Here is a 13,813-nt window from a genome sequence, read left to right on the forward strand (position 1 = left end):
CTGCCGCCGCCTTCTCTATCGCCGAGGAGCGGACCACTGAACGAGGGAGGCTCCGCATGAAGATGAAGGCTCTGGTACTGGCCCTGCTGCTCGCCGCGCCGATGACCGCTGCTCACGCGGCGCCGGCCGATGTCGCCGCCGCGGTGGCGACGGCCGGACGCCCGGCCGAGGCGACCAAGCTGGACGAGAGCCGCAAGCCGGCCGAAGTCCTGGCTTTCCTCGGGCTCGAACAGGGCGACAGGGTGCTCGATCTGTTCACCGGCGGCGGCTACTATGCCGAGATCATGGCCAAAGCGGTCGGCCCGCAGGGGGCGGTGGTCGCGTGGGAGCCGGCCAATTTCATCGACGAGGCCGGCACCCGGAATTTCGAAGCGCTCCAGGGACGAGCGCCGAACGTCGATTTGCTCGTCAGCCCGGCCGACGCGCTGTCGCTTCCCGAGCGGAGTTTCGACTTCGTGCTGATGCACATGATCTATCACGACCTTTATTGGGAGAGCGAGGAGTACAGATTTCCCCGCGTCGACCCGGACGCGGCGCTGACGGAGGTGTTCGCGGCGGTGAAGCCGGGCGGGACCGTCGGCGTGGTCGATCATGTCGCGGCGCCCGGAGGCGACACGCGCGAGGTGGTGGCCAAGCTGCACCGGATCGACCCCGCCGTGGTGCGCGCCGATTTCGAGCGCGCCGGATTCCTGTTCGACGGCGAGAGCGCGCTGCTGCGCAACCCGGCCGACGATCACGCGAAGCTCGTCTTCGATCCCGCCGTGCGGGGCAAGACCGACCGGATCGTCTATCGCTTCCGCAAGCCCGAAGCCTGAGCCGGGTTCAACCGAAGCGGTAGCCGGAGACGGTCCAGCCGATCACGCGGTCGCGGAAGATGTGGGCGCCCGGATCGTCCGAGGCCGCGCCGGCGGCGACCATCAGCGGCAGCAGATGTTCCTCGCGCGGATGGGCGAGGCGCGCGTGGGGAAGCTTTTCCCATGCCGCGAGGCTGGCATCGCGCGCGGCCGGATCGGGATCGGTGACGGCGGCGGTGAGCGCGGCGTCGAACGCGTCCGCGGCCTCCTGAACGCTGCCGTCGCGCAGGCGCATATTGTGGAAGCTCATGCCCGAGCCGACGATCAGCACGCCTTCGTCGCGAAGCGGCGCGAGGGCGCGGCCGGCGGCGATATGGGCGGCGGGATCGAGATCGCGGCGGAGCGAGAGCTGGACGGTGGGAATATCGGCCTCCGGCACCGCCACCTTCATCGGGATGAAGACGCCGTGATCCCAGCCGCGATCTCCCTCGGTTGCCGTCGGAAAGCCGGCGGCCTCCAGCAACGCCGCCGCGCGGTGAGCGAGGGCGGGTGCGCCGGGCGCGTCCCAGCGCAGGGCGTAAGTATGGTCCGGAAAGCCGCCATAATCGTAGAGCAGCTCTGGCCGTTCGCCGTTATGAACGGTGAAATGCGGCTCCTCCCAATGACCGGAGACGATCAGGATCGCCTTTGGCCGCTCGGGGAGGTCGGCGATCACGCGGGCGAGGAAATCGCCCATCGGGCGCCATTCGGGCGGCACGGGGCCGTCCTCGTCGAGGAAGAAGCAGGGGCCGCCGCCATGCGGCAGGAAGAGAGTGGGCTGTTTCATCGACCGGAAATGGCGTGACTCCCGCCCGGCTTGAAGGGGCGTGGCCCGAAACCCGCCATTGCGCTCCCGGCAACGCCCAGCCGGCCGACATCCCTTACACGACGAAGTCGGCGGCATCGACGACGTGCATGCCGTCGAGGCGGATCATGAAGTCGGCGACGCCGTCGCCATTGGTGTCGCCCTCGATATAGGTGTTGCCCTGCGCGTGGGCGTAACGCAGCTCGCCGGCCGCGCCCGAGAAAGCGGCGTCGCCGACGAAGGTGAAATTCTGGTCGCCGCCGACATCGGCGTTGGCGTCCACCTGCCTCAGGTTGATCCGGTCGCCCTCCGCCCGGCTGAAATCGGTGACGATGTCGGCGCCGTTGCGAGTGGCGGCGGTGTCGCCGTCGTCGAACACGAATTGGTCGGCGTCGGCGCCGCCCGTCATCGTGTCGCGCTGGATGCCTCCATTCAAGGCGTCGCCGCCAGCTCCGCCGTTGAGCTTGTCCGCGCCGCCCATTCCGAACAGCCGGTCGTCGCCCGCGCCGCCGAGCAGCGTGTCGATTCCCGCTTCACCGTTCAACCGGTCGGCGCCCGCGTCGCCGAACAGGCGGTCGTTGCCGAGCGCGCCATAGAGGATGTCGGCATCGTCGCCGCCACGGAGCGTATCGACGCCGCTCTGACCGCGCAAAGTGTCGTTGCCGCCAAGCCCCGACAGGATATTGGCGATGCTCGACCCGAGGATGGCGTTGCCTAGATCGTTGCCGGTGCCGTTGGCCGCCGCTCCGAACAGCCGCAGCTCCTCGATATTGTCGGCCAGCACATGATCGACGAACGCCCTGACCCGATCGTGGCCTCGGTCGGCACCCTCGATCGTCTTGTCGCCGGCATCGTGGACAATATAATGATCGTTGCCGGCGGCGCCGCGCATCGTGTCGATTTCGACCCCGCCGTTGAGAAGGTCGTCGCCGCCGCCTCCGCCCAGCGTGTCGCGGCCGAAAGAGCCATAGAGCCTGTCGTGGCCGAGGCCGCCAGCGAGAATGTCGTTGCCGCCGAGGCCGTTCAGCACGTCGTCGAAATCGCCGCCCCGGATCGTCTGGCCGGCGGCCGAGCCGGTGCGGGTGACGGCTGTGGTCGGTGCGCGGCCGAAGATGATATAGCCTTCGCCGGGCCCATCCGCGGTGATCGCGATATCGTCGAAGCCGTCGCCATTGACGTCGCCGGCGCCGGAAACCGCGGACCCGGCCCCGTCATAGGGATCGGTGCCGTCGAAGCGGAAGCCGTTCGAGCCGTCGAGCGTGCCGGGATCGAACGTGGCCCCGAACCCTCCCGCCCGGCCGAAGACGACGTAGGCGCTCCCGGTATAATCGCCGAACGGATATTCCGCGCCCACCGGCCCGGCATTGGGCGCGCCGACGACGATGTCGTCGAACCCGTCGCCGTTGATGTCGCCCGCCGCGGCGACCGAGGCGCCGAGGCGGTCGTTGCGGTCCTGCGCATCGATCCGGAAACCGCTTTCGCCGTCGAGGGCGGCGAGATCGATGGTCGCGGCGAAGCCGCCGGCGGCGCCGAACACGACATAGGCCGCGCCCATGCTGTAATAAGGACTATCATTATTGGCATTGGGCGCGCCGATCAGCAGGTCGGCGAAGCCGTCGCCATTGACGTCGCCCGCCGAAGCGACCGCCGCGCCGCTGCCGTCCCCGGTCGAGACGCCGACGATGCGAAAACCGTTCGTCCCGTCGAGGTCGGCGAGGTCGCTGCTCGCCGCGAAGGGATCGCGCGATCCGAAGACGACATAGGTCTCGCCGGCATTGTCGTTGGGAAACGGCGCGCGATCTCCTCCGCTGGCGCCGATGACGATGTCGGCGATGCCGTCGCCGTCGATGTCGCCGGTCGCGACGAAGATTCCGCTCCTGTCATTGGGATCGATCCCATCGATGCGGAAGCCGTTCGCGCCGTTCAGCGAGCCCAGGTCGACAGTAGCCGCGAACGGATCGTCCGAGCCGAACAGTATATAGGTCGAGCCCGAATAATGGTCTCCATCGGCGTCGGCGAGGGGCGCGCCGAGGATGAGATCGGCGAAGCCGTCGCCATTGACGTCGCCGCCCGCGACCGCCAGCCCGAGGCCGTCGCCGGCCATGGCGCCGTCGATCCGGAAGCCGTTCGATCCGTCGAGGCCGGCGAGGCTGAAGCCGGTTTGCGGCAAGGTGGCCGACCCGAACACCACATAGGATTGCGTAAGTCCTGCGTCGTAGCCGACGCCGATGACGATGTCGTCGAAGCCATCGCCATTGACGTCGCCCGCCCAGGCGATCGATCGGCCGGCCTGGTCGTAGGCGTCGACGCCGTCGATGCGAAAGCCGGCCAAGGCCGGCGGATCCGCTTCCGCTTCGGCCGCCATTCGGCCGTCAGGCGGGGGCGGGGGCGGGGGATCGTAATCGGAGAGCGTGATATCGAATTTGAACTCTACTTTCGCCCCGATGATGATGTAGATCGATCCCGCATCCTTCTCGGGACCGATGGGCACCGAAAAGAGAATGTCCTTGATGCCATCCTTGTCGAAATCCCCGTTGGCCAGCATTTTGGCGGAACCGTCGGCGATGCCGGAAATGAGGGTATAGCCGAAGCTCTCCGGACCAAGCTGCAAGTCTCTCCTTGTCAGCCGTGGCGTAAAATCAGGCATGACCCTTCCTTCCTCGCGTCGTCCGCGGTGGAGGCATCGTCCGCGCCTTGAGGCGTCGGAAGATCGTTTATGGTCGGATCATCGGCCATCGGCTTGCCCCTCCGGGCACGATTGTCGCTCGAACGCCACATAGCGGCCGGGACTCGTCCCGCTTTCCGCTGCCGGACTTGATACGCGCGATTTCGGATTCACGCGAATCGGCCGGGCCGCGAGCTTCGAATTCTCCGGGACGCCGGTCGAAGGTCTACACGACGAAGTCGGCGGCATCGACGACGTGCATGCCGTCGAGGCGGATCATGAAGTTGGCGACGCCGTCGCCATTGGTGTCGCCCTCGATATAGGTGTTGCCCTGCGCGTGGGCGTAGCGCAGCTCGCCCGCCGCGCCCGAGAAGACCGCGTCGCCGATGAAGGAGAAGCTCTGGTCGCCTCCGGTCGTGGTATCGGCGTCCACTTGCCTCAGGTTGATCCGGTCGCCTTCCGCCTGGCTGAAATCGGTGATGATGTCGGCGCCGCTGCGGGTGGCGGCGGTGTCGCCGTCGTCGAACACGAACTGATCGGCGCCCGAATTGCCCGTCATCGTGTCGCGCTGCGTGCCGCCATTGAGCGCGTCCTCGCCGATCCCGCCGCTGAGAATGTCCGCGCCCGCCTCGCCGAACAGCCGATCGTTGCCGGCACCGCCGCCCAGCGTATCGACTCCGTCCTCGCCGTTCAGCCGGTCGGCGCCGGCGTCGCCGAACAGGCTGTCATTGCCGAGCGCGCCGTAAAGGATGTCGGCATCGTCGCCGCCATGGAGCATGTCGATGCCGCTCTGGCCGCGCAGCGTGTCGTCGCCGCCAAGCCCCGACAGGATATTGGCGCCGCCATTGCCGACGATCAAATTGTCGAGCCCGTTGCCGGTGCCGACGTTCGCGGTCCCGAACAGGCGCAGGTCTTCGACATGGGCGGCGAGCGCGTGGTCGACATAAGCATTGACCTGGTCGCGACCCGCGCCCGCGCCCTCGATCGCCTTGTCGCCGGCATCGTGGACGAGGAACAGGTCGTCGCCCAGCCCGCCGCGCATCGTGTCGGTCTCGGTGCCGCCATGGAGAATGTCGTCGCCGTTGCCGCCGACCAGCATATCGCGGCCGGACAGGCCGTAGAGCCGGTCGTTGCCAGCCCCACCGTCGAGCCGGTTGGCGCCGGCCTTGCCGCGCAGGATGTCGGCGAAGGCGGAGCCGATCGCATTCTCGATGCTGACGAATCTGTCGATCCCCGCGCCGCTATTCTGATTCCCGGTCGCGCCCAGGTTGAGCCGGATACCGCTGGCTGCGAACGAGAAGCTCGCCGTGTCGGAGCCGGCGCCGCCGTTCAGCCGATCGCGGCCGAGGCCGCCGTCGAGCAGGTCGTTGCCGCCGAGGCCATTCAGAATATCGTCGAAATCGCCGCCCCGGATCGTCTGGTCGGCGGCCGATCCGGTGCGGGTGACGGCCGTGGTCGGCGCGCGGCCGAAGACGATATAGGCCTCGTCGGTGCCGCGCGCGCTGATAGCGAGATCGTCGAAGCCGTCGCCGTTGATATCGCCCGCCGACGAGACGGAGCTGCCCAGATAATCCTGGGTGGCGGTCCCGTTGACGCGGAAGCCATTGGCGCCGTCGAGGGTCGTCAGGTCGAAATCGGCCGCGAACGGCGCCGCCGATCCGAACAGGATGAAGGCGGCGCCGGCGGAATAGCGCCCTGGGCCGGAATCGGCGCGCAGCGCGCCGATGACGAGATCATCGAACCCGTCGCCATTGACGTCCCCGGCTGAGGCCACCGAATAGCCGGCCTGGGCGGTGCCGTCCTCGACGGCGCCGCGGAGACGGAAGCCGTCGGCGCCGGCCAGGGTGGCGAGGTCGAGGCTCGGATCGAACGGCGCGCCCGACCCGAATACCAGATAGGCCGCGCCCTGATAGGACTGTCCCTCCCCCCGGTCGCCGTCGACGTCGACATTATAGGCGCCAACGATGAGGTCGCCGAAGCCGTCGCCATTGACATCGCCGGCCGAGGCGACCGACTGGCCACTGCGGTCGCCCATGGCGGCGCCGTCGATGCGAAAGCCGTTGGCGCCGTCGAGGGCGGCGACATCGAAGCTCGCGTCGAACGGCGCGTCCGATCCGAACAGGACATAGGATTCGCCGGCGTTGGAACGGCCGCTCGGATCGCCCCCGCGCGCGCCAACGATAAGATCGGCGAAGCCATCGCCGTTGACATCGCCGGCGCCGGCGACCGAATATCCCGCCCCGTCGTTGGCGTCGAGGCCGTCGATGCGGAAGCCGCTGGCGCCGTCGAGGTCGGCCAGGTCCATGCTGGCGGCGAACGGATCGCCCGACCCGAACACGACATAGCTGGCGCCGGCGAAATAGTCACCGCCGGGCGCGGCGCGATTCGCGCCAATCAGCATGTCGTCAAAGCCGTCGCCGTTGAAATCCCCGATCCCGTCGACCGACCAGCCGCTGGTGTCGCCGGCCGCCACGCCATCGATGCGGAAGCCGTTGCCGCCATCGAGCCCGGCGAAACCGGTCCCCGCCCCGGCCGCGTCGGCCGATCCGAACACGACATAGGTGACACCGGCCGCCGGCAGCACCGGCATATCCTCATTTCCGTCGGGATCGGCGCGCGGGGCGGAGATCATGAAATCGGCGAAGCCGTCGCCGTTGACGTCGCCGGCGGCCGCCGCCTCGAAGCCGGTAATGTCATATTTGTCGATCCCCGCGACGATGCCGCTGATCTCCGGCTGTTCAGCTTCGGCGAGAGTTTCGGACCGCTCAGAAGAACCGCCGGTGCTGAACGTGCCGACCACCGAAGGGAAGCTGGCGGGCTGACCGAAAAGATTCTGCCCGGCGATGAATTGCACCGCGCCGACTTCTTCCACCGGCCTGCCCGCGAAATCCGTGCCGAACCGGAACGCGGTGATCACCAGATTGTCGGTGGGATGGGGGAAGAAGCCGGGGGGCACAAGCCCGCCGGGGATGCTGCCCCCGATATGCCTGACCTCGATGCCCCCGGTCCCGTCCGGCGCGAGAATTCGGAAGCCGTTGGTTCCGTTGAGCGTTTCCGCATCCAGCACGACGGGAAAATCGGCCATTGCTCCCTCCGTCCGCGATTGTCGCCTTGCACGCCATGCAACAAACGGTCGGATGGGAGGCGACTCGCCCCGTTTTTCCGCTGTCCGCCTTCATACGCCCGATCAGGGACGCGCGCGAATCGATGGAGAGGCGCGCTGGCGATCGCGGCAGGCGCGCGGCGGAAAATTTGGTCGGGGCGAGAGGATTCGAACCTCCGACCCCCACACCCCCAGTGTGATGCGCTACCAGGCTGCGCTACGCCCCGACCGAGGGACCGCACCGAAGCCATGCTTCAATGGGGAGCCCAGAGCGGCGCACTTAAGCCCGGCACGGTGGGATGGCAAGCCGCGCCGCTTGATTCGGCGGTTCGGCCAGTCTAGTTTTGAAATGCAACTGGATGGGGCGCAACATGGCCGAGCGGGAATATGGGATCGCGGACGCGGAACGGGTCGCCGGGCTTTCCGGGCTTGAGCTGCTCCAGGCGATGATCGCGGGCCGCCTGCCGGCGCCGGCCATGGGAAAGACGCTCGGCTTCCGGCTCGTCGAGGTCGGACCCGGCACGGCGATATTCGAAGGCGAGCCGGGGCCGCATCTGCTCAATCCGCTGGGCATCGTCCATGGCGGCTGGGCGCTGACCCTGATCGACAGCGCCGCGGGCTGCGCCGTCCATGCGACGCTCCCCGCCGGCATCGGCTACACCACCATCGAGACCAAGGTGAACATGACCCGCGCCATCCGCGCCGACGCCGGCACCGTCCGCGCGGAGGGACGAGTCGTCGCCCAGGGCCGCCAGATCGCCACCGCCGAGGCGAGGCTCCTGTCGGCGGACGGCGCGATCCTGGCGCACGGCACCTCGACCCTGATGATCCTGCATCCGCGCTGAGCCGCGTCGCGGGCGCCGCGCCACCGGCCTTGCTTGCGCACCGGCCCATCCCCATGATAGTCGCGCGCCCTTCCGGACGAGCCCGTGACGGGCCGCTTCACATCAGGTACTATTCCCATGTTCGCATCACCCGCTTTCGCCGCGACCGGCGCCGCATCCACGGGAGGAGCCGCGGGGTTCTTCGTGTCGGTCTTCCCGCTGATCCTCATCTTCGTCATCTTCTACTTCCTGCTCATCCGCCCGCAGCAGCGCCGGATGAAGCAGCACCAGGCGATGATCGGAGCGGTGAAGAAGAACGATATTGTCGTCACCGGCGGCGGCATCGTCGGCAAGGTGACCAAGGTCGATGAAACCGAGGTCGAGATCGAGATCGCGCAAGGCGTCCGCGTCAAGGCGCTCAAGGCCACGCTGAGCGACATCCGGCCGCACGGCGCCAAGCCCGCGAACGACTGATGCTGGATTTCCCGCGCTGGAAGGTCTGGTGGGTCAGCCTGCTGCTGGTCGTCGGCGTCGCCTTCGCCATCCCCAGCTTCTTCCCCGAGCAGCAGGTCGCCCAATGGCCGGGCTTCCTGCCCAAGGCGCGGATCAACCTCGGCCTGGACCTCGCCGGCGGCAGCCACTTGCTGCTGGAGGCCGACACCAGCGATGTCGCCCAGCAGCGCCTGGCGCTGATGGAGGAGACGGTGCGCACCGAAATGCGGCGCGCCTCGCCCCGGATCGAGATCGGCGAAATCTCGACGGCGGGCAACCGCGTCACCTTCATGCTGCGCGATCCCACCCGGGTCGACGCCGCGGTCGAGATTTTGCGCGCGCTTACCCAGCCGGTGGGCCTCGGCGGCCAGCGCGACTGGAACGTCAACGTCGTCGATTCGAGCCGCATCGTCCTGACGCCGACCCAGTCGGGCCTCGCCGCGTCGCTCGACAGCGCGATGGATGTCGCCCGCGAGGTCGTCTATAATCGCGTCGATCCGGACGGCACACGCGAAGTCACGGTCGTCCGCCAGGGTGGCGACCGCATCCTCGTCCAGGTGCCGGGGCTCGAGGATCCCGAGGGGCTGAAGGATCTGCTCGGCAAGACCGCGCGGCTCGACTTCAAGCTCGTCGATTTCGACGCCGATCCCTCGCTGCTAGCCCAGGGCCGCGCGCCGGTCGGAAGCCAGGTCCTTCCCTATCCGTCCAACCCCAGCGGCGTCCCCTATATCGCGGTCGAGCGGCGCGCGATGGTGACCGGCGACCAATTGATCGACGCGACCCAGGTGTTCGATCCGACCACCAACGAGCCGGCCGTCAGCATCCGTTTCGACGGCGCCGGAGGCCGCCGCTTCGCCCGCGTCACCCAGGACAATGTCGGCAAGCCCTTCGCCATCATCCTCGACGACGTCGTCATCTCGGCGCCCAACATCAACGAGCCGATCCTGGGCGGCCAGGCGCAGATTTCGGGAAGCTTCACGGTCGAGACCGCCAACGATCTCGCCATCCAGCTACGCTCGGGCAAATTGCCGGTCGAGCTCCAGGTGGTCGAGGAGCGGACGGTCGGCCCCGATCTCGGCGCCGATTCGATCCGCCTCGGCGTCGTCGCCGGCGTCGTCGGCACCGTGGCGGTGCTGATCTTCATGCTGGTGACCTACGGCCGCTTCGGCTTCTACGCCGATATCGCGCTCATCCTCAACGTGATCATCATCCTCGGTATCATGGCGATCTTCAACGCGACCCTCACCCTGCCGGGCATCGCCGGCTTCGTGCTGACCATCGGCGCCGCGGTCGACGCCAACGTCATCATCAACGAGCGCATCCGCGAGGAATATCGACGAGGCCGCTCCATCATATCGGCGATCGAACATGGCTATAGCGAGGCACAGACCGCGATCTTCGACGCCAACATCACCAACGTCATCGCCGGGATGCTGCTCTTCTACTTCGGCTCGGGTCCCGTGCGCGGCTTCGCGGTGGTGATGATGATCGGCATCGTCACGTCCGTCTTCACCGCCGTCACCGTCACCCGCATGTTCGTGTCGCTATGGCTCCGCCGCAAGCGGCCGACGGCGCTCAGGATTTAGGGAACGCGACATGAAACTCCTGAAACTCGTTCCCGACGACACCAATATCGACTTCCTGCGCTGGCGCGGCGTGGCGATCGGACTGTCGATCCTGCTGCTCGCCGCCTCGATCGCGCTGATCGCGGTCAAGGGCCTCAATTTCGGCGTCGATTTCGCCGGCGGGCAGATGATCCGGGTGACGTTCAGCCAGCCGGTATCGCTCGACGAATTGCGCGACCAGGTCTCGGGACTGGGCCTCGGCGATCCCAGCATCCAGGAATTCGGATCCCCGCGCGAAGTGTCGATCCGGCTGCCGCTGCCCGAGGGCGGCGAGGAAGGCGCCAACGCCGCCGCCTCCAAGGTGCGCGCCGCGCTCGAGGCCGAGCATCCGGGCGTCCGCATCGACGCGGTAGAGACGGTGTCGGGCAAGGTCTCGGGCGAGCTCGTCCGCGACGGCGCGCTGGCCCTGCTGCTCGCGATGATCGGAATCGCGATCTATATCTGGATCCGCTTCGAATGGCAGTTCGGCGTCGGCGGCCTGTTCTCATTGTTCCACGACGTGACGCTGACCCTGGGCTTCTTCGCGCTGACCCAGATGGAGTTCGATTTGAACGTCATCGCGGCGTTGCTGACCTTGATCGGCTATTCGCTGAACGACACGATCGTCATCTACGACCGCGTCCGCGAGAATCTGCGCAAATACCGCAAGATGGACATTACCTCGCTGCTCAACCTGTCGATGAACGAGACGCTGGCGCGCACCATCGCCACCAACCTCGCCATGCTTCTGGCGCTCGGCTCGCTGATGCTCCTGGGGCCGGACGTCATCCAGAGCTTCACCGTCGCCTTGCTGTTCAGCGTCATCGTCGGCACTTATTCGACCGTCTATATCGCCTCGCCCTTCCTCATCTGGCTGAAGGTCGATTCGGACAGCTTCGTGCCCAAGGCGCCCGCCCCCGGGCAAGGCGAGCGGGTGACGACGCACAACGAAGGCTATTGATGCCGCGGTTCGACCGCGATCCCTCCGCCAGCGGCCCCGTCGTCCAGGGTTTCGCCGCCGGCGGTTTCGTGGTCGACGGCGGCGTTTACGAGGCGCTGCTGCTGACTCCGAACCGCGCCGACGGCTGGCCGGCGCCGCCGCCGCTCGCCGAGCTGACGATGGACGATCTGGCCCCCTTGCTCGCGCTCGATCCGCCGCCGGAATTCCTGATCCTCGGCACCGGCGCGACCATGGCCTTCGCGCCGCGCGCGCTGGTCGCGGCGCTGGAAACGCGCGGCATCGGCGTCGAATCGATGGACAGCCGCGCGGCCGCCCGCGCCTGGGGGATGCTGCGCGGCGAGGGGAGATGGATCGCGGCGGCGATCATGCCGCTCGGCTGAGATCAGGCGAGGGCGCGCAGATGCGCCTCGAGCTCGCGCGCATTCCTCTCCCAGCTGAAGCGCTCGGCGGCGGCGCGCACCTTCTCGGGAGTCGGCGGATCGGCGAGCAATAGGCGCACCGCGGCGGCGATGGCCGCCGGATCACGCGCCACCAGCCGCCCGGCCTCGGGTCGGTCGATGGCCTCGCGCGCGCCGCCGACATCGCAGGTGACCACCGGGGTGCCGGATGCCAGCGCCTCGACCCAGACGTTGGCGAGGCCTTCGGAGGCCGAGGGCAGGACCATCACGTCGGCCGCCGCCATCAGCTCCGGCAGCTCCGCATGGGGCCGATTGCCGAGGATCCGCACCCGCCCGGAAAGTACCTCGGCGCGCACGATACGTTCCAGCCGCCTCCTGTCCGGCCCCTCCCCGACCAGGATCAAACTAGCGTCCGGAATGTCGCCGAGCGCGGCGAGGACGAGCCTTTGGCCCTTGCGCTCCATCAGCGTGCCGGCGGTGACGATCAGCGGTCCTGCCACGCCAAGGCGCGCCTTGGCCTCGGCCCGGCCGATCCGCCCGAACAGGGCCGTATCCACGCCGGTATAATGGACCGCTATCCTGTCCTCCGGGATGCCGAGCGCGGCCATGTCTGCGCGGAGCGCGGCGCTGACGGCGAGCAGGCCATTCGCGGCGCGCGCGGCGGCGAGTATCCGCGCCGCGATGTCCGGCCGGCCCGCCCAATAATGGATGTCGGATCCCCGCGCCTTGATCGAGAAGGGCACGCCCAGCGCCCGGGAAAGGTGCATCGCCGCGGGGCCGTCCGGCCAGAAGAATTCGGCGTCGATCACGTCGACGGGAAAACGCTCCCTGAGCGTCCTCAGCGACGGAAGCAGGGCCTTGGCCATCGCTTCCGCCGAGCGGGCATCGCCGATGCGGGGCAGCACCCGGAAGCGCGGGCGATGCACGCTCAGACCCTTCCACGCCTCGTGCAGCGGCAGCCGGGCGCGTGGCCGGTAATGCGGGTGGAGCGACAAGGGCCAGGGCGGCAGTCCGACCGGCGAGACGACCTCCACCGCGACATCCTCCAGCGCCGCCAGCCCGAGCGTCTGGCGCTCGACGAACACGCCCAGCGTCGGCCGCGCGCGATTGGGGAACAGGGTCGAAAGGGTCAGCACCCGCAGCATCGCCCAGCGCATAGCAGGCGGGGCTTGCCGGCGCATTAAAGCCGGGTTCATGCGACCTGGCCTCTTTCCTCCCTATCCCGCTTGGCCTTGCCCCAACCCTTCGCTAAGAAGCCCGTCATGCCGCTTCACATTCCCCGCCCGCTTACCGCCCTCCTGCTCATGGCAGCGGTCCTTCCGCTCGCCGCCTGCGCGGGGAATGGCGACCGCGACCGCACCGACGCCTCCTATGTCGCGCGCGACGTCAACACGCTCTACACGGCGGCCAAGGAGCGGCTCGACCGGGGCCAATATACGACCGCCGCCGCCTTGTTCGACGAGGTCGAGCGCCAGCATCCTTATTCGGTCTGGGCGCGGCGCGCGCAGCTGATGAGCGCGTTCAGCTATTATCTCGCCCAGGACCATACCAAGTCGATCGAATCGGCGCGGCGGTTCCTCGCCATCCATCCCGGCAACAAGGACGCGCCCTACGCGCTCTACCTCATCTCGCTCAATTATTACGAGCAGATCGAGGATGTGAACCGCGACCAGAGCATCTCCAAGCAGGCGCTCGATTCGCTGGGCGAGCTGGTCCGCCGCTATCCCGAGACCGATTTCGCGGCCGACGCGCGGCTGAAGATCGACCTGGTGCGCGACCATCTCGCCGGCAAGGAGATGGAGATCGGCCGCTTCTACCAGCGCCGCCAGCAATGGCTCGCCTCGGTGCTCCGTTTCAGGAACGTGGTCGACGAATATGAGACGACCACCCACGCCCCCGAAGCGCTGATGCGGCTCACCGAATCCTACATGGCGCTCGGCATTCCGGAAGAGGCGCGCAAAGCCGCGGCCGTGCTCGGCGCCAACTACCCCGGCAGCAAATGGTATGAGCGGGCCTATGAACTGGTCCAGCGCAACGCGGCGCCGGCCACCGAGACGGCGGCGACGCCCGGCGCTTGATGCGGCAGCCAGTCATGCTGAACTTGTTTCAGCATCCAGCCGTCCGCCGC

At 67.9% G+C, this 13,813-nt stretch carries 11 protein-coding genes and 1 tRNA gene; 7 read left to right on the forward strand and 5 right to left on the reverse strand.

Annotated features, from left to right (window positions below; all coding sequences use genetic code 11):
- Positions 1-56: 56 nt before the first annotated feature.
- A complete protein-coding gene (locus ACFQRC_RS07710; RefSeq protein ID WP_379959680.1) occupies positions 57-815 on the forward strand; it encodes a class I SAM-dependent methyltransferase in 759 nt (252 codons plus the stop codon).
- A 7-nt stretch (positions 816-822) separates the two neighbouring features.
- Here the strand turns inward: ACFQRC_RS07710 and ACFQRC_RS07715 are convergent, their stop codons facing one another.
- The 4 genes from ACFQRC_RS07715 to ACFQRC_RS07730 all read right to left on the reverse strand — a co-directional run bounded on the left by ACFQRC_RS07715 (position 823) and on the right by ACFQRC_RS07730 (position 7,633).
- Positions 823-1,620 (reverse strand): DODA-type extradiol aromatic ring-opening family dioxygenase, encoded by a 798-nt coding sequence (locus tag ACFQRC_RS07715; protein WP_379959683.1) that lies wholly within the window; start codon positions 1,618-1,620, stop codon positions 823-825.
- 94 nt (positions 1,621-1,714) lie between these two features.
- Positions 1,715-4,249, reverse strand: coding sequence for a hypothetical protein (locus ACFQRC_RS07720; RefSeq protein ID WP_379959685.1), 2,535 nt, complete (start codon positions 4,247-4,249; stop codon positions 1,715-1,717).
- Positions 4,250-4,529: 280 nt separating this feature from the next.
- Positions 4,530-7,388: a hypothetical protein gene (locus ACFQRC_RS07725; RefSeq protein WP_379959687.1), complete on the reverse strand. Its 2,859-nt coding sequence runs from the start codon at positions 7,386-7,388 to the stop codon at positions 4,530-4,532.
- Positions 7,389-7,556: 168 nt separating this feature from the next.
- Positions 7,557-7,633, reverse strand: a tRNA-Pro gene (locus tag ACFQRC_RS07730).
- 144 nt (positions 7,634-7,777) lie between these two features.
- Between ACFQRC_RS07730 and ACFQRC_RS07735 the strand changes: the two genes are divergently transcribed.
- The 5 genes from ACFQRC_RS07735 to ACFQRC_RS07755 all read left to right on the forward strand — a co-directional run bounded on the left by ACFQRC_RS07735 (position 7,778) and on the right by ACFQRC_RS07755 (position 11,667).
- Positions 7,778-8,251 (forward strand): PaaI family thioesterase, encoded by a 474-nt coding sequence (locus ACFQRC_RS07735; RefSeq protein ID WP_379959689.1) that lies wholly within the window; start codon positions 7,778-7,780, stop codon positions 8,249-8,251.
- A 117-nt stretch (positions 8,252-8,368) separates the two neighbouring features.
- Positions 8,369-8,704: a preprotein translocase subunit YajC gene (gene yajC / locus ACFQRC_RS07740; RefSeq protein ID WP_379959691.1), complete on the forward strand. Its 336-nt coding sequence runs from the start codon at positions 8,369-8,371 to the stop codon at positions 8,702-8,704.
- A complete protein-coding gene (gene secD, locus ACFQRC_RS07745; protein WP_379959693.1) occupies positions 8,704-10,308 on the forward strand; it encodes a protein translocase subunit SecD in 1,605 nt (534 codons plus the stop codon). The genes yajC and secD overlap by 1 nt, the downstream gene beginning before the upstream one ends.
- A 10-nt stretch (positions 10,309-10,318) precedes the next feature.
- The gene (gene secF / locus ACFQRC_RS07750) at positions 10,319-11,287 is read left to right on the forward strand and encodes a protein translocase subunit SecF (protein ID WP_379959695.1); all 969 of its coding nucleotides are present in this window, start codon (positions 10,319-10,321) and stop codon (positions 11,285-11,287) included.
- Entirely contained in the window at positions 11,287-11,667 is a 381-nt protein-coding gene (locus ACFQRC_RS07755; RefSeq protein ID WP_379959697.1) for an Mth938-like domain-containing protein, read from the forward strand. The genes secF and ACFQRC_RS07755 overlap by 1 nt, the downstream gene beginning before the upstream one ends.
- Positions 11,668-11,669: 2 nt before the next feature.
- Here the strand turns inward: ACFQRC_RS07755 and ACFQRC_RS07760 are convergent, their stop codons facing one another.
- Entirely contained in the window at positions 11,670-12,881 is a 1,212-nt protein-coding gene (locus tag ACFQRC_RS07760; protein WP_379959699.1) for a glycosyltransferase, read from the reverse strand.
- 66 nt (positions 12,882-12,947) lie between these two features.
- On the opposite strand from ACFQRC_RS07760, the gene ACFQRC_RS07765 reads away from it, so the two are divergent.
- Complete coding sequence (locus ACFQRC_RS07765) at positions 12,948-13,763, forward strand: outer membrane protein assembly factor BamD (RefSeq protein ID WP_379959701.1); 816 nt, start codon at positions 12,948-12,950, stop codon at positions 13,761-13,763.
- Positions 13,764-13,813 lie beyond the last annotated feature (50 nt).

It is taken from the genome of Enterovirga sp. GCM10030262, from assembly GCF_042666435.1.
Taxonomy (GTDB): domain Bacteria; phylum Pseudomonadota; class Alphaproteobacteria; order Sphingomonadales; family Sphingomonadaceae; genus Allosphingosinicella.